Source organism: Streptomyces sp. NPDC057950 (genome assembly GCF_042887295.1).
In the GTDB taxonomy this organism is placed as follows: Bacteria; Actinomycetota; Actinomycetes; order Streptomycetales; family Streptomycetaceae; genus Streptomyces; species Streptomyces kaempferi.
Genome location: NZ_JBHVPP010000027.1, coordinates 106,145 through 126,281, shown reverse-complemented (window position 1 = coordinate 126,281; position 20,137 = coordinate 106,145). Strand labels below are relative to the sequence as shown.

Annotated in this window: 12 protein-coding genes and 2 pseudogenes; 6 read left to right on the top strand and 8 right to left on the bottom strand. The window is 73.5% G+C overall.

Annotation, left to right across the window (positions count from 1 at the left end):
- Nucleotides 1–105 precede the first annotated feature (105 nt).
- The 5 genes from ACFVTC_RS36075 to ACFVTC_RS36055 all read left to right on the top strand — a co-directional run bounded on the left by ACFVTC_RS36075 (nt 106) and on the right by ACFVTC_RS36055 (nt 6,797).
- Entirely contained in the window at nt 106–993 is an 888-nt protein-coding gene (locus ACFVTC_RS36075; protein ID WP_390132952.1) for an FAD binding domain-containing protein, read from the top strand.
- Nucleotides 993–1,565, top strand: coding sequence for a (2Fe-2S)-binding protein (locus ACFVTC_RS36070; RefSeq protein ID WP_390132950.1), 573 nt, complete (start codon nt 993–995; stop codon nt 1,563–1,565). The genes ACFVTC_RS36075 and ACFVTC_RS36070 overlap by 1 nt, the downstream gene beginning before the upstream one ends.
- Nucleotides 1,566–1,567: 2 nt before the next feature.
- A complete protein-coding gene (pucD, locus tag ACFVTC_RS36065) occupies nt 1,568–3,949 on the top strand; it encodes a xanthine dehydrogenase subunit D (protein ID WP_390132948.1) in 2,382 nt (793 codons plus the stop codon).
- 166 nt (nt 3,950–4,115) lie between these two features.
- The gene (locus tag ACFVTC_RS36060) at nt 4,116–5,573 is read left to right on the top strand and encodes an NCS2 family permease (protein ID WP_390132946.1); all 1,458 of its coding nucleotides are present in this window, start codon (nt 4,116–4,118) and stop codon (nt 5,571–5,573) included.
- A gap of 72 nt (nt 5,574–5,645) precedes the next feature.
- A complete protein-coding gene (locus tag ACFVTC_RS36055; RefSeq protein WP_390132944.1) occupies nt 5,646–6,797 on the top strand; it encodes an XdhC family protein in 1,152 nt (383 codons plus the stop codon).
- Nucleotides 6,798–7,013: 216 nt separating this feature from the next.
- Here ACFVTC_RS36055 and ACFVTC_RS36050 read toward each other — a convergent pair whose 3' ends face one another.
- Complete coding sequence (locus tag ACFVTC_RS36050; protein WP_390132942.1) at nt 7,014–7,487, bottom strand: SRPBCC family protein; 474 nt, start codon at nt 7,485–7,487, stop codon at nt 7,014–7,016.
- Between the two features lie 125 nt (nt 7,488–7,612).
- On the opposite strand from ACFVTC_RS36050, the gene ACFVTC_RS36045 reads away from it, so the two are divergent.
- Nucleotides 7,613–8,620 carry a DUF2278 family protein gene (locus ACFVTC_RS36045; RefSeq protein ID WP_390132940.1) on the top strand — a complete coding sequence of 336 codons (1,008 nt, stop codon included), beginning with the start codon at nt 7,613–7,615 and terminating at the stop codon, nt 8,618–8,620.
- A gap of 50 nt (nt 8,621–8,670) precedes the next feature.
- Here ACFVTC_RS36045 and ACFVTC_RS36040 read toward each other — a convergent pair whose 3' ends face one another.
- The 7 genes and pseudogenes from ACFVTC_RS36040 to ACFVTC_RS36010 all read right to left on the bottom strand — a co-directional run.
- Nucleotides 8,671–9,465: a polysaccharide deacetylase family protein gene (locus tag ACFVTC_RS36040; protein ID WP_390132938.1), complete on the bottom strand. Its 795-nt coding sequence runs from the start codon at nt 9,463–9,465 to the stop codon at nt 8,671–8,673.
- An 86-nt stretch (nt 9,466–9,551) separates the two neighbouring features.
- Nucleotides 9,552–11,339 (bottom strand): annotated as a pseudogene (locus ACFVTC_RS36035) (ABC transporter ATP-binding protein); the annotation flags it as partial.
- Between the two features lie 2 nt (nt 11,340–11,341).
- The gene (locus ACFVTC_RS36030) at nt 11,342–12,658 is read right to left on the bottom strand and encodes a glycosyltransferase (protein WP_390132936.1); all 1,317 of its coding nucleotides are present in this window, start codon (nt 12,656–12,658) and stop codon (nt 11,342–11,344) included.
- Nucleotides 12,659–13,462, bottom strand: a complete 804-nt coding sequence (locus ACFVTC_RS36025) for an alpha/beta fold hydrolase (protein WP_390132934.1) — start codon at nt 13,460–13,462, stop codon at nt 12,659–12,661.
- A 2-nt stretch (nt 13,463–13,464) separates the two neighbouring features.
- Nucleotides 13,465–13,812, bottom strand: coding sequence for an acyl carrier protein (locus ACFVTC_RS36020; protein ID WP_390132932.1), 348 nt, complete (start codon nt 13,810–13,812; stop codon nt 13,465–13,467).
- A pseudogene (locus ACFVTC_RS36015) lies at nt 13,802–18,520 on the bottom strand (beta-ketoacyl synthase N-terminal-like domain-containing protein); the annotation flags it as partial. The gene ACFVTC_RS36020 and the pseudogene ACFVTC_RS36015, both read right to left, overlap by 11 nt.
- Nucleotides 18,521–18,537: 17 nt before the next feature.
- The coding region (locus ACFVTC_RS36010; RefSeq protein ID WP_390132930.1) for an SDR family NAD(P)-dependent oxidoreductase at nt 18,538–20,137 on the bottom strand (1,600 nt) is incomplete at its 5' end.

The window sequence follows — 20,137 nt, the reverse complement described above, 5'->3', positions numbered from 1 at the left end:
TGTACTGACCCCGATCCGCGTGAACACCTCATGAACGAGCCGGGGCCGCTGCACACGATCTGGCTTGATCGATACGACCTTCGACGAAGAAGAAGAGAGCCACTCATGGACTTCCTTCGCCCCGCCAGCTGGGAGGAGGCGCTCGCCGCGAAGGCCGAGCACCCCACCGCTGTGCCGATCGCGGGGGGCACCGATGTGATGGTCGAGATCAACTTCGACCACCGCCGGCCCGAGTACCTCCTCGACCTGAACCGCGTCGGCGACCTGAGCGAGTGGGAGGTCGGTGAGGAGAGCGTGCGGCTGGGCGCCTCCGTCCCGTACACCCAGATCATGGAGAACCTGCGCGGCGAGCTGCCCGGCCTGGCCCTGGCCTCCCACACCGTCGCCTCCCCGCAGATCCGCAACCGCGGCGGCGTCGGCGGGAACCTCGGCACCGCGTCCCCGGCCGGTGACGCCCACCCGGCCCTGCTCGCGGCCGGCGCCGAGGTCGAGGCCGAGTCGGTACGCGGTACCCGGCTGATCCCGATCGACGCGTTCTACACCGGCGTGAAGCGCAACGCGCTCGCCCCCGACGAGCTGATCAGGGCCGTCCACGTCAAGAAGGCCGACGGCCCGCAGCAGTACTCCAAGGTCGGCACCCGCAACGCGATGGTGATCGCGGTGTGCGCCTTCGGTCTGGCCCTGCACCCCGCGACCCGCACGGTGCGCACCGGCATCGGCTCCGCCGCGCCGACCCCGGTACGCGCCAGGACCGCCGAGGAGTTCCTGAACGCGGCGCTCGAGGAGGGCGGGTTCTGGGACAACGGCAGGATCATCACCCCGTCGGTCGCCAAGCAGTTCGCCGACCTGTGCTCCGCCGCCTGCAACCCGATCGACGACGTCCGGGGCACGGCGAGCTACCGCCGCCACGCGGTCGGCGTGATGGCGCGCCGCACCCTCACCTGGACCTGGGAGTCGTACCGCGGCACCGCCGCCACGGAGGGAGTCGCGTAATGCGCGTCAATTTCACGGTCAACGGCCGTCCGCAGGAAGCCGACGACGTGTGGGAGGGCGAGTCCCTGCTGTACGTGCTGCGCGAGCGGATGGGGCTGCCCGGCTCCAAGAACGCCTGTGAGCAGGGCGAGTGCGGCTCCTGCACCGTCCGCCTCGACGGCGTGCCGGTGTGTTCGTGCCTGGTCGCGGCCGGTCAGGCCGAAGGCCGCGAGGTCGTCACCGTCGAGGGGCTCGCGGAGTACGCCCAGCGGCGCTCGTGCGGGACCGGCCCGTGCGGCACGTCGCTGGACGAGGCCCGGCGGTGGGGCGCCAAGGGCCATGACTCGCAGACCGGCGAGGGCACCGAACTCTCCCCGATCCAGCAGGCGTTCATCGACGCCGGCGCCGTCCAGTGCGGTTTTTGCACCCCGGGCCTGCTGGTCGCCGCGGACGAGATGCTGGAGCGCAACCCGAGCCCGACCGACGCCGACATCCGCGAGGCGCTCTCCGGCAACCTCTGCCGCTGCACCGGCTACGAGAAGATCATGGACGCGGTCCGCCTCGCGGCCGCCCGGCAGTCCGAGGCGGTCTGACCATGGGAACCACCGGCACACCCACCAAGATCACCCAGGGCACCGAGTCCAAGGGCGGCATCGGCGAGTCCACGCTCCGCCCGGACGGCACCCTCAAGGTCACCGGCGAGTTCGCGTACTCGTCCGACATGTGGCACGAGGACATGCTCTGGGGCCAGATCCTGCGCTCCACCGTCGCCCACGCCGAGATCGTGTCCATCGACACCTCCGAGGCCCTCGCGCAGCCCGGCGTCCACGCGGTCCTCACCTACGACGACCTGCCCACCGCCGTGAAGACCTACGGGCTGGAGATCCAGGACACCCCGGTCCTCGCGCACGGCAAGGTCCGCCACCACGGCGAGCCCGTCGCGATCGTCGCCGCCGACCACCCGGAGACCGCGCGCCGCGCCGCCGCCAAGATCAAGGTGGAGTACCGGGAGCTGCCGGTCATCACGGACGAGGCGTCCGCGACCGCGCCCGACGCGATCCTCGTCCACGAGGGCCGCGACGACCACCACATCGGCCACGTCCCGCACCCGAACATCGTGCACCGCCAGCCGATCGTCCGCGGCGACGTCGAGGAGGCCGCGAAGAAGGCCGACTTCGTCGTCAAGGGCGAGTACACCTTCGGCATGCAGGACCAGGCGTTCCTCGGCCCCGAGTCCGGTCTCGCCGTGCCCTGCGAGGACGGCGGCGTCGAGCTGTACATCGCCACCCAGTGGCTGCACTCGGACCTCAAGCAGATCGCCCCCGTCCTCGGCCTGCCCGAGGACAAGGTCCGGATGACGCTCTCCGGCGTGGGCGGCGCCTTCGGCGGCCGCGAGGACCTGTCGATGCAGATCCACGCCTGCCTGCTGGCCCTGCGCACCGGCAAGCCCGTCAAGATCGTCTACAACCGTTTCGAGTCGTTCTTCGGACACGTCCACCGTCACCCCGCGAAGCTGTACTACGAGCACGGGGCGACCAAGGACGGCAAGCTCACCCACATGAAGGCCCGTATCGTGCTGGACGGCGGCGCCTACGCGTCCGCCTCCCCGGCGGTCGTCGGCAACGCCTCCTCGCTGAGCGTCGGCCCGTACGTCGTCGAGGACGTCGACATCGAGGCCATCGCGCTCTACACCAACAACCCGCCCTGCGGCGCGATGCGCGGCTTCGGCGCGGTCCAGGCGTGCTTCGCCTACGAGGCCCAGATGGACAGGCTCGCGGACGCCGTCGGCATGGACCGGGTCGCCTTCCGGCAGCTCAACGCGATGGAGCAGGGCACCCTGCTGCCGACCGGACAGCCCGTCGACTCACCGGCCCCGGTCGCCGAACTGCTGCGCCGCGTCAAGGCGATGCCGCTGCCGCCGGAGCGCCAGTGGGAGAGCTCGGAGGGGGCCGACGTACGGCAGCTGCCCGGCGGCCTGTCCAACACCACGCACGGCGAGGGCGTCGTCCGCGGCATCGGCTACGCCGTCGGCATCAAGAACGTCGGCTTCTCCGAGGGCTTCGACGACTACTCCACCGCCAGGGTCCGCATGGAGGTGGTGGGCGGCGAGCCGGTCGCGACCGTGCACACCGCGATGGCGGAGGTCGGCCAGGGCGGTGTCACCGTCCACGCGCAGATCGCCCGCACCGAGCTCGGCGTCGCGCAGGTGACCATCCACCCCGCCGACACCCAGGTGGGCAGCGCCGGTTCGACGTCCGCGTCGCGTCAGACGTACGTCACCGGCGGCGCCGTCAGGAACTCCTGCGAGCTGGTGCGCGAGAAGGTACTGGAGCGGGGCCGCCGCAAGTTCGGCACGTACCACCCCGCTTGGGCGACGGCGGAACTGCTCCTGGAGGCGGGCAAGGTCGTCACCGACGCGGGCGAGGTGCTCGCCGACCTCGCGGACGTGCTGGAGGACGAGGCCGTCGAGGTCGAGGCCGAGTGGCGGCACCGTCCGACGGAACCCTTCGACCTGCGCACCGGACAGGGCTTCGGCCACGTCCAGTACTCGTTCGCCGCGCACCGCGCCGTCGTCGAGGTCGACACCGAACTCGGCCTGGTCAAGGTCATCGAACTGGCCTGCGCCCAGGACGTCGGCAAGGCGCTCAACCCGCTGTCGGTGGTCGGCCAGATCCAGGGCGGCACCACCCAGGGCCTCGGCATCGCGGTCATGGAGGAGATCATCGTCGACCCCGTCACCGCGAAGGTGCGCAACCCCTCCTTCACGGACTACCTGATCCCCACGATCCTCGACACGCCGACCATCCCGGTCGACGTGCTCGAACTCGCCGACGACCACGCCCCGTACGGGCTCCGTGGCGTCGGTGAGGCCCCCACCCTGTCGTCCACCCCGGCCGTCCTCGCGGCGATCCGGAACGCGACGGGGCTGGAGCTCAACCGGACGCCGGTACGGCCCGAGCACCTCACCGGCAAGTAACCCCCGAGGGTCGGGCGGGACTTGTTCCCCCCGTCGCCCCTCCGTTCGTCTCGGGCCGTCCCCCGGGTCGTGCACCTTCCCAAATCCCGCAGCCGCAAAGGCGGTTGACCTCGGCCGCCCTCGGCGGCCGATGCGGGTGCCCCTGTGAACCTTGGGAGTTGGCACCATGACCCACCAGTCAGTGGAGCCCAGGACCGTCGCCGACGACGCGGGTGCGGGTACCCGCGTCCCGGCCGGACGGTCCTGGCTCGACCGCTACTTTCACATCACCCTGCGGGGATCGACCGTCGCGCGCGAGGTGCGTGGCGGCGTCACCACCTTCATGGCGATGGCGTACATCCTCCTCCTCAACCCCCTGATCCTGTCCGGCAAGGACGCGGCCGGGAACACGCTCGGCCAGCAGGCACTGATCACCGCGACCGCGTTCGCCGCGGCCTTCAGCACGCTCCTGATGGGCTTCGTCGGCAAGGTGCCGCTCGCCCTCGCGGCCGGGCTCTCCGTCTCCGGAGTGCTCTCCTCCCAGGTCGCCCCGCAGATGACCTGGCCGCAGGCCATGGGCATGTGCGTGATGTACGGCGTGGTCATCATGCTGCTCGTCGTCACCGGCCTGCGCGAGATGATCATGAACGCGATACCGCTGGCGCTGAAGCACGCGATCACCATGGGCATCGGCCTGTTCGTCGCGCTGATCGGCTTCTACAAGGCCGGCTTCGTGCACCAGGGCAAGGCCACCCCCGTCACCCTCGGGGCGACCGGTGAACTCGCCGGCTGGCCGGTGCTGCTCTTCGCGGTGACCCTGCTCGCCATCTTCATGCTCCAGGCGCGCGGCGTCCCCGGCGCGATCCTGATCGGCATCGTGGGCGGCACCGTACTGGCCGTGGTCCTCAACGCCCTCGGCGTCATCGCTCCCGGGCAGTGGGCGAGCGGCGCCCCCGAACTGCACGGCGGCGCCGTCTCGATGCCGGACTTCTCGCTCTTCGGCAAGGTCGAGTTCGGCGGCTGGGGGAACGTGGGCGCGATGACGGTCGGCATGATCGTCTTCACCCTCGTCCTCGCCGGGTTCTTCGACGCGATGGCCACCATAATCGGCGTCGGCACGGAGGCCGGACTGGCCGACGCGCAGGGCCGGATGCCGGGCCTGTCCAAGGCGCTGTTCATCGACGGCGCGGGCGGAGCGGTCGGCGGGGTCGCCGGCGCCTCCGGCCAGACGGTGTTCGTCGAGTCCGCGACCGGGGTCGGCGAGGGCGCCCGCACCGGCCTCTCCTCCGTCGTCACCGGCCTGTTCTTCGCCGCCTGCCTCTTCTTCACCCCGCTGACGGCGATCGTCCCCGGCGAGGTCGCGGCGGCGGCCCTGGTCGTCATCGGCGCCATGATGATGATGAACGCCCGGCACGTCGACTGGGCCGACCGCGCCACGGCGATCCCGGTCTTCCTCACCGTCGTCATCATGCCGTTCACCTACTCCATCACCGCGGGCGTCGCGGCCGGAGTCCTCTCGTACGTCGCCATCAAGGTGGCCCAGGGCAAGGTCCGGGAGATCGGGGCGTTCATGTGGGGCCTGACGGTGATCTTCCTCGTCTTCTACGCCCTTCACCCCATCGAGAGCTGGATGGGCGTCCACTAGGCGTCCACCGGGCGCCCGCCGGACACCCGCCGCGAGGCCCTCCCCGCAACCGCTGCCGAAGGAGACCGAGACATGCTGGACATCGCCGAGGAGCTGTACCGGTGGGCCCGGCAGGGACGCGACTTCGCCGTCGCCACCGTGGTGGCCGTCGGCGGCAGCGCACCCCGTCAGCCCGGCGCCGCGCTCGCCGTCGACACCGACGGCACGGCGATCGGCTCGGTGTCCGGCGGCTGTGTGGAGGGCGCGGTCTACGAACTGTGCCGGCAGGCGCTCGAGGACGGGGAGACCGTCCTGGAGCGTTTCGGCTACAGCGACGAGGACGCCTTCGCCGTCGGTCTGACGTGCGGCGGAGTGATCGACGTCCTCGTCACCCCGGTACGGGCGGCCGGCCGGGCCCGGGAGGTGGTGGCGGCCGCCCTGGACGCCGCCGTGAAGGGAGAGGCCGCGGCCCTCGCGCGCATCGTCAGCGGTCCCGCGGAACTCGTGGGGCGCGCGCTGCTCGTCCGCCCCGACGGCTCGTACGAGGGCGGTCTCGGCGCCCATCCGGAGCTCGACCGGACCGTGGTCGGCGAGGCGAGGGCCCTCCTGGACGCGGGCCGCACCGGGACCGTCGAGATCGGTGAGCAGGGCTCTCGTTGCGGAGCGCCGCTCACGGTTCTGGTGGAGTCCTCGGTACCACCGCCCCGCATGATCGTCTTCGGCGCGATCGACTTCGCGTCGGCACTGGTGCGCATCGGCAAGTTCCTCGGCTACCACGTGACGGTCTGCGACGCCCGCCCCGTCTTCGCGACCGCCGGCCGCTTCCCCGACGCCGACGAGATCGTCGTGGAATGGCCGCACCGGTACCTGGAGCGCGCCCAGGTCGACGCGCGGACCGTCCTGTGCGTCCTCACCCACGACGCCAAGTTCGACGTACCCCTGCTCCGGCTCGCGCTGCGCCTGCCGGTCGCGTACGTCGGCGCGATGGGATCGCGGCGGACGCATCTGGACCGCAACCGGCGGCTGCGCGAGGTCGGCGTCACGGAGCTGGAGCTCGCCCGCCTCCGGTCTCCCATCGGCCTCGACCTGGGCGCCCGGACCCCCGAGGAGACGGCCCTGTCCATCGCCTCGGAGATCGTGGCCGGCAGGCGCGGCGGCAGCGGTGTCTCCCTCACCGGGGCGCACACACCGATCCACCACGACGCGACGCCCGCTCCGGGCCGCCGGATCGGGTCGGTCGCCTGAGCGGCCCGGTGACGCGGGCGGTCTCGGCGGCGGCCGTCACGGGCAGACTCGTGACGGAGAGGGCGGTCACGGACGGACCCGTGATGGAGAGGGCGGTCACGGACGGACCCGTGATGGAGAGGGCGGTCACGGACAGACCCGTGATGGAGAGGGCGGTCACGGGCAGACCTGTGACGGAGAGGGCGGTCACGGACGGACCCGTGACGGAGAGGGCGGTCACGGCGACGGCGGCTCCGGGGGCCGCCGCGGGACGGGCTCGCGCAACAGCCCGTCCACCGCCCGCCCGAACATCCACCGGCCCGCCCGTGCCAGCGGCCGGTCGCAGATCCCGGGCAGCCCTCGCACCCGCAGATCCTCGCGCCACAGCACCCGCGAACCCCCGTCCACCGCCGGACGCACCTCGATCTCGGCCCAGCCCGTGACGAACGTGCCGTGCTTGACCAGCCGGCACCGGCCCGCGTCCTCCCCGCGGGGCGGCTGCCACGTCACGACCTCCATCGGGTCGTCGAACGCCACCGGCCCCACCCCCGACCGGGCGACGAACACCGTGCCCTCGCGCGTCGGCGGCGAGGTGACCACGGTGACCCGGGTCAGCGGCACGACCTCCGCGTGCCGGGGCCAGTCGGTGAGGCGCCGCCAGGTCTCGGCGGGGGAAGTCGGGGACACGCGTTCCAGCAGGAAGAGGACCACGGGGCGATCGTAGGCGGCCGGACGCCGGACGAATTCTCGCGCAGCCGGACGAAAGGGCGCGCCACGGTCCTACCATTCCCCCATAGCACGGCCAACCGCACCGCATCCAGGGGGAGTTGACCGACATGCCACTGAAGGCCTACGGCGTACTGATCACCCGGGCGGTCGACGTCCGACGCGAGGGCTCCACCGACACCCCGCACTACCAGATCCACCTGACGGACGATCAGGGGACGCACTACCGGGCAGCGGTCAACGTGCGGTCCCAGGAGGAGCCCTCCGAGCTGCTCTACCTGGTCGCCGACGACCTCCAGCACCCCCTCACGGCACACCTGGAGGGCCTGGCGTCCGGCTGGAACACACTGCCGCCGGGGCCGGGCGGCCCGAACCTGGACTTCGTGCGCGGCAACCTCTTCGACCCGGCGGCGATGCGTTCGCTGCCCCCGGACGCGCAGGGCCCCGACAACGACCTGGCCGACCTGCTCGACCACTACGTCCAGCGCGCGGTGGCCGATCCGGCCGCCCGGACGTACGTGTTCGGCGAGCGCTTCGGGCCCGAGCCCGCCGTCCGCGACAAGGTCTTCGGCTTCCTGCCCGGAAACGGCGTCCACGACATCCATATGAACCAGGGCAACAGCGCGCGCTTCCAGGGCGACGACGGCGTCTGGCAGGACGGCGGGCTGCTCCTCCACTTCCCGGCACAGTCCCGGTGGGTCGGCATCTTCCTCGCCTTCCAGAGCCAGGCCTGGCACACCGACGACATCACCGGGCACACCCTCCCCGTGGACGGCTCCCGTCCCGATCCGGACGGCGGGCCGGCTCGCATCCTGGCGGCCCTGGTCAACCCGCGGGGCCCGGCCCCCGAGTCCGAGACCGTCACGCTCCTCAACGCCTCGCCCGATCCGCTCGACCTCACCGGCTGGCGCCTCGCCGACCGGCTCGACCACGGCTGCGCGGTGCCGCCCGGCCCGCTCGCCCCCGGCGCGTGTCTGGTGGTCCCGCTCACGGACGGCGTACAGCTGGGCAACCAAGGCGGCCGGATCACCCTGCTCGACGCGGGGGGCCTCAAGGTCCACGGTGTCTCGTACACGGCCCAGCAGGCCGGGCGTGAGGGATGGACCGTCGTCTTCTGACCGCCGCTCCGGTTCCCGTCGCGTTCGGTACGGGCCCGGCCGGGGTCGCGTCAGGGCCGGTAGACCGTGCCGGGCTTCGGCTTCCCGGGCGCCAGCAGCTGGGGCACGGTCACGAACACGTACCCCCGCTCCTTGAGCGCGTCGATGATCCCGGGCACCGCGGGCACGGTGCCCGGGTAGAGGTCGTGCAGCAGGATGATCCCGTCCCGGGTCGACTGCTTCAGGACGCGCTCCTGTATCACCTTGGGGTCGTACGTCTTGTAGTCCTTGGCGGTCACGCTCCACAGCACCTCGGAGAGGCCCATCTCCCGGCAGATCTTCTGCACGGTGTCGTCGGTCCGCCCCTGCGGCGGCCGCATGAGCGTGGGCCGGCGCCCGGTGAGCTTCTCTATCGCGTCGTTCGGCCGTCGAAGCTCCGCGCGTATCTCGTCGGGTCCGATCTGCGTGAGGATCTTGTGGTCCCAGGTGTGGCTGGCGACCTCGTGCCCCTCGGCGGCCATCCGCTTGACCAGTTCCGGGTACTTCTCGATGTGCCTCTTGCCGAGCAGGAAGAAGGTGGCCGGGACCTTCTTCTCCTTGAGGATGTCCAGCAGCCTGGCCGAGTGCTCGCTGGGCCCGGCGTCGAAGGTCAGCGCGATGCACTTGGCCGCACGGCAGTCCACGGTCCCGAACCGTCCGGCCGCCTCGCCGTCGGACGCGGTCTGCGCCCGGACGGCCGCCGGTGCGGTGGTGTGGACGGTCGTGCACCCCGCCAGCGGCAGGGCGAGTGCGGCGGCTGTCACGAACGCGGCCGCCGGGCGGAACCCGGGGCGCGATCTCTTCGTCTTCCTGGTCAGAAAAGGCATACCGCGACTATATAGAGGGTCTATACACCCCATTTATAGCGGGGTGGGTCAGCCCGCCCCGGGGCCTTCGCCGCCGATGCGCCCGCCTACGTACCGGCTGACGTCGCGCCGACCGGACCGGCCGGCGGACGCGCCGGGGGCTCGGCCGCCCGCAACTGGGTGGCGGCCAGTTCGCGGTAGAGCGTGTCGTCGTCGACCAGCGAGTCGTGAGTGCCCACGGCGCGGACCTCACCGTGTTCCAGGACCACGATCTGGTCGGCGTCGGTGACCGTGGACAGCCGGTGGGCGATCAGCAGCACCGTGCACCGGCCCGCAGCGCGCGCGACGAGCTCGCCCAGGGCCTGTTCGTTGCGGGCGTCGAGCTGGGCCGTCGCCTCGTCGAGCAGCAGCACCTGAGGGCGGCGCAGCAGGGCGCGGGCGATCGCGAGGCGCTGGCGTTCACCGCCCGACAAGGTCACCCCGCGCGGGCCGACCGGCGTCTCCAGACCTTGGGGCAGACGCGCGACCAGAGCGTCGAGACGGGTCAGGGCCAGCACCTCCGCCAGCTGCCGTGAGGTCGCCGACGGTGCCGCGTACACCAGGTTCTCGCGGAGCGTGCCGGCCAGCACGGGGGAGTCCTGCTCGACGTACGCGATCCGGCGCCGCACCTCCGCGCGCGGCAGCGTGGAGATGTCCTCGCCGCCGATCCTGATGGTGCCCGCGGTCGGTTCGTAGAAGCGCTGGAGGAGCGAGAAGAGAGTGGTCTTGCCGGCGCCCGACAGACCGACGAGCGCGGTCCGGGTGCCGGCGGGGACGGTGAAGCCGACACCGCGCAGGGCGGGCGCGCGGCCCGGGTAGGCGAACTCGACCCCGCTCAGCTCGACGGCGGGCCCGACGGCGTGGTCCGGGACGGAGCCGGGCGGTGTCTCGATGTCGTCCTCGGCCGGCAGTCCGTACACCTCCTGGATCCTGCCCACCGCGCCCAGTCCCTGCTGGAGCTGGGCGGCCCCGCCGACCAGTTGCGAGACCGGGCTCGCCAGGAAGAACACGTACAGCAGGAAGGCGATCAGTTCGGAGACCGACATCGTCCCGTTCGCGACGAAGGTGCCCCCCACGCCCAGGACGACCAGGAACGCCGTCTGGATGGCGGCGCCGCCGACCATGGCGACGAGGGCGCCGTAGCGGGCGCCGGCCAGCCCGGCCGCGTACGCCTCCTCGGCGGCGCGCGTCTCGCGGCCCTCGGCGCCGTTCGCCTTGACCGTGCGGGCCGCGCCGAGGGTACGGTCGAGGACGGCCCCGACCGCGCCGACGGACGCCTGGGAGCGGGCCACGGCGGCCTTGATCCGGGGCAGTACGACGGTGATCACGACCGCGACCAGGGTCAGTACCAGCAGGGTCACACCGAGCAGGCGCGCGTCGAGCGTCGCCATCATGAACAGCGCCCCGGCGAAGGTCAGCACGCCGTTGACCGTCATGATCAGGCCCTCGGTGGCGGCGCTCTTGAGCAGGGTGCTGTCGGAGGTGACGCGGGCGATGAGGTCACCCGGCGTCCTCCGGTCCAGCTCGCAGACCCGCAGCCGGATCAGCCGGTGCACGAGACCGCGCCGCACCTGCCGGACCACGCGCTCCGAAGTGCGTTGCTGGAGCCAGGCGTTGAGGCCGGTGAGCAGGGCGCCCGCGACCAGGAGGGCGGCGAGCAGCGCGACCGGGGCGGCGACGCTGCCGCCGTCGTCCAACCGGTCCAGGATCGTCTGCGCGAACTTCGGCTGCGCCAGCCCCGACACGCCGGCCAGCAGGGTGAGGAACAGGGAGAACAGCAGCACGCGCCAGTGCGGCCTCGCGTGGCGGACGAGGGCGGACAGCGAGCCCGGGGGAGTGGCGGGCGGGTTCCCGGCGGTCACGAGACGCGCACCTCACCGTCGTTGCTGCTGTCGCTGCTGTCGCTGCTGTCGCTGCTGTCGCTGCCGTTGCTGCCGTGGCTTCCGGCGGGCTCCGTGGTCCCGGCGGCCCCGGTGGCCTCGGCAGCCCTGGCAGCCCCGGCAGCCCTGGAGGCCCCGGCGGCCACCGCTTCGAGGCGGTCCGCGGCGGATGCGCTGCCGCCCGCCGCCCGGAAGGACTCCCCGACGGCCTCGGCGGCCTTGCGGTGGCCCCGCGCCGGATCGAGCACGGCGTCGACGGCGGCGCCGATCCTCGCCGCGTCCGCGCGTCCGAACCGCAGCCGCACCCCGGCGCCCGCGTCCACGACCTGGCCGGCCACGATCGGCTGGTCGTCCCGGATCGGCGCCACGACCAGCGGGACACCGTGCCACAGCGCCTCGCACACGGTGTTGTGCCCGGCGTGACAGACGACGGCGTCGAGCCTCTCCAGCAGGGCGAGTTGAGGGACGTGCGGGCGTACGAGGAGGTGGTCGGGGAGCCGGCCCCCGACGAGTCCGCCGGGATCGACGAGGACGGCCCGCACCCGGTCGGCCATCGCGCCCAGCGCCTCTGCGGCCGCGTTCAGGAAGCGGGCGCCGGCGTCGTTGTTGGCGGTGCCGAGACTGACCAGGACGGTGGGCGGCCCCGAGCGGTCCAGCCACTCCCAGGGGAAGTCGCCGCCGGCCGGCCGGGCGGCGACGGAAGGACCCACCAGCCAGACCCGGTCGGGGAGTTCGGCCGGACCGAGCAGCGCGCGCGTGGTGTACGCGAGCACGCCGTGCGGCGAGAACCGCGGATCCGTCCCGCCCGCGGCGCCGCCGACCCTGTCGCGCAGCCCCGCGAGCAACTCGTCGAGCCAGGCGGCCACCTTGGGCAGGGCGGCCAGCGGGTCGACCAGTTCGGCGGAGGTGGTGGCCGACGTCACCCAGGTCCGCCCGAGCGACTCGGCGACCAGCGCGCCCGCCACCGCCTGCTGGTCGCAGACAACGACATCCGGGTCGTACGCCCCGATCGCCGTACGCACCCCCGGGGCCATGGCCTCGGCCAGCGGGACGAGGAAGCTCTCCCAGAGGAAACGGAAGGCGGCCGGGCCCTTCAGGCCGGCGGGCCGGGGCGGCACGTCGCCGGGGAGCGCGCACGGGTGGACGACGGCGCCGGACCCCGCGAGGCTCCGGAGCAGGTCCGGACGGCCCGCCCAGGCGACGTCGTGGCCGCGGGCCGCGAGCGCCGCCGCGGTGCCGACGGCCGGGTTCACGTGCCCGACCAGCGGTGGCACCACGAACAGGAACCTGCCCATCTAGCGGGCCTCCCGCAGCGCGTGCGCCTGCGGGCGCAGCAGCCAGTCCCGTACGAGGACGTACGTCTCCTCGGTGGCCTCCACCAGCACCGAGTGGCCGCGGTCGGGCAGCACGACCGTACGGCAGTCGGTGAGCGAGGTCTCCAGCATCCCGGTCTGCGCGCTGAGCTTGGACGCGCCGCCGAAGACGGCGAGGACCGGGCAGCGGATCGCGGACAGGTCCTCGTCGAGGAGAGCGCTCAGCGGGATCTCCCGGGCGAGCGCGGTCTCGTCGAGCACCCTGCCCGCCGCCCGGAACGGCCGGGCGTTGCGCTCGCCCGGGTTCTCCCGCAGCCACTCGGTGACCTCCTGGACGACCTGGCCGCCCTGCTCCCCGACGAGACCCTCGTACATGTTCTCCGCCCAGGCGCGGGCCGGAGGCTCGGCCTCGATCGCGACGACACCGGCGACCCGTCCGGGGTGCGCGGCGGCCATGGCGTAGGCGACGGCGCCGCCGAAGGAGTTGCCGACCAGCCGTACCGGTCCCTCGACCGCCAGGGCGTCGAGGAGTTCGTCGAGGTCGCGGACGAAGTCCTCCATCCGGTAGCCGGTCGGCGGCCGGGACGTCCTGCCGTGTCCGCGCAGGTCGTACATGACGACGTCCATGCCCTCCTCGGCGAGCCGCGGCGCGAGGCTGAAGTAGTAGCTGGCGAGGCTGTCGATGAGCAGGCCGTGGATGAGCACCACGACCGGACGCGGGACATCGGGGTCGTGCCCCAGCCGCTGGACGTGGACGTCGATGCCGTTCACCCGGAGTGTCGCCACGGTCAGCGCACCTCCGCGACGGCGAGCGTGTCCACCACATGGCCGGCGAGATCGCCGACGGTCAGCTCGATGATCTCCTCCAGCCCGCGGTCGGCGATGAAGGCGGCGAAGTTGACGCGCTCGCCGTAGAACTCGCGCAGTCGGGCGGAGAGGGTGACGAGATCGATGCTCTCCAGTTCCAGGTCGTCGTGGAAGGACGTCTCCATGGTGATCTCGAAGTCGTCGAGCCCGTACTCCTCCAGCACGACGCGCAAGATGGCCGAGATGTCCGCGAGGACGGTCGCCGTGTCCGGCGCCGGGCTCTGTGCCGGCCGGTCGTCCGCGCGGGGGCCTTCGAGTTCAGTGGTCATCTTCGCTCTCCTGGTCGTTGACGGCCGTCCAGGCCACGACGTAGTCCGTGCCTGGCCCCGCGGACGGCTGGGGGGCGGTCAGCGCGCGGTACCGCACGCGGTGGTCCTCGCCCGCGGCGCGGACGGTCAGAAGGGTGGCGTCCGCCGCGGTGACCTCGAACCGCTTGGGCTCTCCGCCCAGTCCGGTGCCGCGGGCCTTCGCGACGGCCTCCTTGGCGGCCCAGAAGCGGGTGAACCAGAGCCTCTCGGCTCCGGCGCCGATCCCGGGCTCGCGCTCGGTCCTGTCCTCGTCCCCGTGTCCGGGGTCGGCCGCGGCGGTCTGCCGGACGAGTGCCCCGAGCAGTTCGCGCTCGCGGGTGGTGAGGGCGACGGCGAGGGTGGCGGCGGGGCGGTCGGTCACTGCCTCGATGTCGATCCCGCAGGGCCCGTCCGTCCTGGCCATCGCCACGGCGGTCGTCCCCCGGTGGGCGATCGAGACGTGCAACGGCGGCAGCGTCCTGCCGTAGCCGCCGGTCACGCGGGGGCGGCCGGTCGGCTCGTTGCCCACCCTTATCTCGGCGGGGTAGACGGGGCCGGTGCCACGGTCCCACAGCAGGTGCCGCACCGCGTCCTTGACGGCGATCCTGCCGAGCAGCCACTGCCGGCGGCCGCGCGGTGCGTGCGCCGCGTACTGCTCGCGTTCCTCGCCCGCCAGGATGTTCCGCATGATCAGCTCACGGGTGGCCAGGTCGGGCCACTCCTCGTGGAGCAGGGCCCAGCCGCCGGGCTGCATCCGCGACAGCGTGTACCGCTCGGGCTCCCGGTCGACCGCGCGGATCCACGGGTTGCTGTCGAAGCGGCGGTCCTGCCAGCCGCTGAACTCGGCCCACACCCTGCCCTGACGGACCAGTTGCATATCGGCTTCGAGGGCGCTGTCGGTGACGGACGTGATCCGGATCAGGCACTCCAGCCGCTCACCGGGTGCGGGATGCGGGCCGTGGAAGCGGATCTCCTTCATGCCCACCGGGAACACCGTGGTGCGCACCGGCAGCCGGGACATGATCCAGTAGCCGAGGAGCTGTCCCACGTTGTCCAGCAGGGCACCGGGCGCGGGCGGTGTGACGAGCACTCCGCGTACGTGCCGGTCGCCCACCGCGGTCAGTTCGCTCAGGCCCTGGAAGAGGGGACCGTGGAACATCCAGCGGCGCGTGTAGAGCTCCGCGGCGGTGAGCGCGGGACTCTCCTCCTCGGCCGTGGGAAAGGTCCAGCGCCGGGCGGGAGGGAACGTCCCGTATTCCATGGCGAGTTCGACGCCGGCCCGGGCGTAGGGGCCGAGCGAGGCGGTCACCCGGTCCGGGCCCTCGGGCACGATCCGTACGGGGATGTCGACCGCCGGGACGGCCGTGACCCACTGGTGCAGCCGTACGTCCCGGACGGCGACGGCACGGCGGCCGGGGGCGGCCCGCTCGGCGTGCTCCATGAGGTGGGCGATCACGGTGGTGCCGGGGACCACCGGCCATCTGTCGGCGGGGTCGGCCTGGGCGGGCTGTCTGAAGAAGCAGTGGTCGAGGAGGTACGGCATGGTGTCGACCGAGACGCGCAGGGTCGCTTCGAGCGGCCGGGGCCCCGGGAGCGGGGCGCTCGTGCGTGGGGCCGGTGCGCCGGTGTCCCGGGCGGCGGGCGAGGACCCGGGGCGTGCCGTGCGGCCCGCCGCCACCACGTCCGAGGCGAGCGCCGTCACGTCCCGCAGCAGCGCCGACAACTCGGCCCCGAGCGGCCCCTGTTCGGCCAGGACACCGGTGTGCGCGGGCGCCGCGGCCGGGGTGCGGTACGGGGCCAGCTCGGCGGCCAGCCGGTCGCGGGTCGCCGCGTCCAGGGACACGTTCGCACCGCCGAGGTCGAGCCGGACCGGCCGGGGCGCCCGGCGACCGGAGCGGGCCGTGGCGGGGGCGGTCCTCGGCGGCCCGCCGAGCAGCGGCGCGACGTCCGGGGCCGCCCCGTCCGCCCACAACGCGCTCGCCACACGGTGCAGTTGGGGCAGACCCGGGCGGTGCGGGGAGTGCGCGGGGACCACCAGGTGGTCACGGCCGTGCAGGGTGTCGCCGATGAGGGAGCCGAGCTGACCGGCGCCGAGCTGGACGAAGGCGCGGAAGCCCGCCGCGTACATGGCGTCCACCAACGGCCGGAAGCGGACCGGCTCCAGCAGGTGGCGGACGAACAGCTCGCGGATCGCGGCCGGTTCGTCCGGGTACGGCGCGACCGTCGTCGCCGACCACAGCGGCAGCGCGGCCGGGCGCAGGGTGTAGGCCTCGGACGCCTTTCTGATCGGGTCGAGGTAGGGCTCCAGCATCGGGGTGTGGAACCCGGAGCGGAACGGCAGGATCTGCGAGACCACCGCCCGCGAGCGGAACACGCCGACGAGTGCGGCGACGGCGGGCTCGGGGCCGCAGATCATCGACTGGTTGGGGGCGTTGTCGTGGGAGAGGACCACGTCCGTACGGCCGGCCAGTTCCGCCAGCACCTGACCGGCGGGCGCGCCGATCGCGGCGAACGCCAGTCCGGGCACGCTCAGCGCGTCCGGGTCGAAGTCGGCGAGGAAGGCGTCGACCTCGTCGGGCGGATGGATCCCGGCGACGGCCATCGCCGTCCACTCGCCGAGGCTGTGCCCGGCGAGGGCGTCCGGAACCACGCCGAGCCGGCGCAGCGCCGCGTCCAGGAGCCGACCGAGCTCGAAGACACCGGTGCCCTGCCGGCCCACGTGCCCCACGGTCGCGCCGGTGACGGCCGTGGACCACTCGAGCCCGAAGTGGGCGGCCACGTCCCCGGAGTTGGGCGCGAACTCGGCCTCCAGACCGGGGAAGACGAACGCGAGCCCGCCGCCGCCCGGCCCGAGCAGCGGCCTCGGCGCGAACCACACGTCGTTGCGGCCCCGCCACCCCTTTCCCCTGGCGACCGCCTTGCGGGCCAGCGCCAGTCGTTTCGCGGTGGGCCCGACCACGGCGAGCCGCACCGGATCGGCGGCGGGCGCGGTGGTCCGTTCGTCGAGGCCCCTGGCGAGCAGCGCGGAGTCGGAGCGGTCGAGGAGCGCGGCCATCGCCGCGGGTGTCGGCGCGGTCAGCCGCAGTACCCGTTCCGGCTCGTGGACCTCGCAGGCCGTGACCGGCTCGCGGGCCGCCGCCTGTTCGAGCACCACGTGCGCGTTGATGCCGCCGAAGCCGAAGGCGTTGACGGCGGCCCGGCGCACCGGCTGCCGGTCGTCGGTGTGCCAGGGGCGGGCGGCGCCGATGGGCGCGAACCGGGTGCGGGCCAGGGCGGGATGCGGTTCGTCGCAGTGCAGGGTGGGCGGCAGCACCCCGTGGTGGACGGCGAGTGCGGCCTTGATCAGCCCGGCGATCCCCGCGGCGGGCATGGTGTGCCCGATCATCGACTTCACCGATCCGATGACGGCGGACGGCCCCGCGGACGAGCCGTCGGCGAGGTGGTCGAGGGGGCCGCCGGGGCGGGCTGCGGCGGTCCCGTGGGGGGTTCCTTCGGAAGGCCCGGCCGGGAACGCCCCCTCGCCGGCCGCCCCCGGGACGGCCGGCTCACCGGCGGGTCCCCGGTCGGCCCGCTCACCCGGGGGCGGTCCGAACACCTCGGCGAGGGTGGCGAGTTCGGTGCCGTCGCCGGCCGGGGTGGCGGTGCCGTGCGCCTCCAGGAGGCCGATCGAGCCGGGTGCCGCCGGGTCGAGCCCGGCGGCCTCCCAGGCCTGGCGGACCGCGCGGACCTGTCCTCCCGAGTCGGGCGCCATCAGGCTGGTGGTCCGTCCGTCGGAGGCCACGCCGGTGCCGGTGATCACCGCGTAGACCCGGTCGCCGTCGCGCTCGGCGTCGGCGAGCCGCTTGAGGACGACCACCCCGGTGCCCTCCCCGATCAGCACCCCGTCCGCGTCCTTGTGGAAGGGCCGGATGCGCTCGCTCGGGGAGAGCGCGCCGAGCTGGCTGAACACGCTCCAGAAGGTGATGTCGTGGCAGTGGTGCACCCCGCCGGCCAGCATCACGTCGCAGCGCCCGCTGCCGAGTTCGCGCACCGCGTGGTCGACGGCGATGAGCGAGGAGGCGCACGCCGCGTCCACGGTGTAGGCGGGGCCGCGCAGATCGAGCCGGCCCGCCAGCCTGGAAGCGGCGAGGTTGGGCACGAGACCGATCGACGACTCCGGTGCCTCCGGACCGAGCCGGTCGGTGAACGCGCGCCGCACCGACTCCAGTTGGGCCGCGTCGAGGTCGGGCAGCAGCTCGCCCAGGGTCCGCACCAGCTGGCGCGCGGTCCGTACCCGCTGGTCGAGCCGGACCAGGCCGGGGGTGAGATAGCCACCGCGGCCGAGCACCACGCCGACCCGGTGCCGGTCCGCGGGCAGCCGGTCCACGCCGCCCGCGTCGGCGAGGGCCTGCGCGGCCACCCGCAGCGCGATGAGCTGGTCTGGCTCGGTGGCGGGCACCGCCGCCGGCATGATCCCGAACTCGGTGACGTCCAGCTCGGCCAGTTCGTCGACGAAGCCGCCGCGCCGGCAGTAGACGCGGTCCGCGCGGGGTTCCGCGCCGGGTGCGTAGTACTCGTCGGTGTCCCAGCGGCCCGGGGGCACGTCGGTGATCGCGTCGACGCCGGCGACCAGGTTGCGCCAGTACGCGGCGAGGTCGGGGGCGCCCGGGAAGAGCACCGCCATGCCGACGATGGCGACGGGTTCGGCGCGGGTGTCCGTCACGCCGGTCACCAGCCCGAGGCGGTGTAGACGACGGCGGTGTCGGCCGCGGGCCCCCACGCCAGCTCGCGCAGCAGGCTGCCCGTGCCCTCCTCGGGGTCGATGAGCCGGATGCCCCGCCCCGCGTAGTGCCGCATCAGCTCGGGGGTGACCATCCCGTGGTTGCCGTCGCCGGTCGGCGCCCAGGGGCCCCAGTGGACGGTGAGGCCCCGGCGGCCCGCGCCGGACGCCGCCCAGCGGGCGCCGAGGGACTCCAGGGCGTCGTTGGCGGCGGCGTAGTCGCTCTGGCCGCGGTTGCCGAGGGTCGCGGCGATGCTGCCGAACAGCACGGCGAAGCGCGGTCCGTCGGGCAACTCGCCCACCGCGTCGAGCAGTTCCCGCGCACCGTCGACCTTGGTACGGAACACCCGGTCGTAGGACGCCGGGTTCTTCTCCGCGATCAGCTTGTCCTCGATCACCCCGGCCGCGTAGACGACACCGTCGAGTCGGCCGTGCTCGGCGTGGATCTCCTTCACCGCCCGGCGCACGGCGTCGCCGTCCAGCGCGTCCACCGCGCGGTAGCGGACCTCGGACCCGAGCGCGGTGAGCCCGCGCAGCGTGGTGCGGACCTCACGTTCCGCCTGGATCCGGCCGATCGCCCGCTCGATCTCGGCGGGGACGCGCAGACCGCCAGCGATGAGCGCGGACCGCAGTTCGCCCGCGCCGTGCGCGGCGGCTACGACGGGGTCCTCCTCGCCCGCGGTCAGGGCCGTGCGGCCGAACAACTCGATCCGGCAGCGGCTCGCGGCGGCCAGCGTCGCGGCGAACCGCGCGGTGATGCCCCGGGCGCCGCCCACCAGCAGGACGACCGACGTGCTGTCGAGGCCGAGCGCGGCGGCCTCGGCCGCACCGTCCCCGGCCGGGCCCGCGCCGGTGCTCCCGAGCAGGCCGAGGCCCTCCTCGGTCATGCGCAGTCCGCGCCGGGCTCCGGGCGAGCGCAGCACGACCGGTTCCCGGTCGGGGGCGGTGAGTTCGGCGACGAGATCGGCGGCCAGATCCTCGGGCGCGGTGCCGGGGGTGTGCTCGACGACCCGGGCCACGGTGTCGGGGTACTCGCGCGCGAGGCAGCGGAAGAAGCCGCGCAGCCCCGCCGAGGCGCCCGCGGCCAGGACCCAGCGCGGGTGGCCGGCCAGCACCTGCCGGTAGGCGGGGTAGGCGTCCGGCAGTACGGGTGGGGAGTCCGGGGCGACCAGGTGGAAGAGACCGTCGAACTTCGTTCCGACGGGCGGCTCCTCGGCGGTCACGGCGTGGGCGCCGTGCGCGGTCAGCCGTGCGGTCAGCGCCTCCGCGACCGGTCCGCGACCGAGCAGCAGGAACATCCGCCCCACCAACTGGTCGGTGGCGGCCGCGGGTTGTGCGGGCACGAGGTCGAACTCCCGCATCATGAGACGCCTGGGCGCCACGACGACGGGCTCGGCGGAGGCGGGTGTGCCCTCCGCGGGGCCGGCCCCGGCGGCCTCCGCGGGACCGGGACCTGCCACCTCGCCCCGCACGCCCGCGACCAGTGCGGCGATGCTCGCGGCCGTGCGGGCCTTGGCCAGTTCTTCGATGTCGGTGTCGGTGTCGCCG

Bases quoted from the DNA above. Each gene is read 5' to 3' on its own strand.
- ACFVTC_RS36075 (WP_390132952.1), top strand. From the start codon at position 106: ATGGACTTCCTTCGCCCCGCCAGCTGGGAGGAGGCGCTCGCCGCGAAG.
- ACFVTC_RS36070 (WP_390132950.1), top strand. From the start codon at position 993: ATGCGCGTCAATTTCACGGTCAACGGCCGTCCGCAGGAAGCCGACGAC.
- pucD (WP_390132948.1), top strand. From the start codon at position 1,568: ATGGGAACCACCGGCACACCCACCAAGATCACCCAGGGCACCGAGTCC.
- ACFVTC_RS36060 (WP_390132946.1), top strand. From the start codon at position 4,116: ATGACCCACCAGTCAGTGGAGCCCAGGACCGTCGCCGACGACGCGGGT.
- ACFVTC_RS36055 (WP_390132944.1), top strand. From the start codon at position 5,646: ATGCTGGACATCGCCGAGGAGCTGTACCGGTGGGCCCGGCAGGGACGC.
- ACFVTC_RS36045 (WP_390132940.1), top strand. From the start codon at position 7,613: ATGCCACTGAAGGCCTACGGCGTACTGATCACCCGGGCGGTCGACGTC.
- ACFVTC_RS36040 (WP_390132938.1), bottom strand. From the start codon at position 9,465: ATGCCTTTTCTGACCAGGAAGACGAAGAGATCGCGCCCCGGGTTCCGC.
- ACFVTC_RS36030 (WP_390132936.1), bottom strand. From the start codon at position 12,658: ATGGGCAGGTTCCTGTTCGTGGTGCCACCGCTGGTCGGGCACGTGAAC.
- ACFVTC_RS36020 (WP_390132932.1), bottom strand. From the start codon at position 13,812: ATGACCACTGAACTCGAAGGCCCCCGCGCGGACGACCGGCCGGCACAG.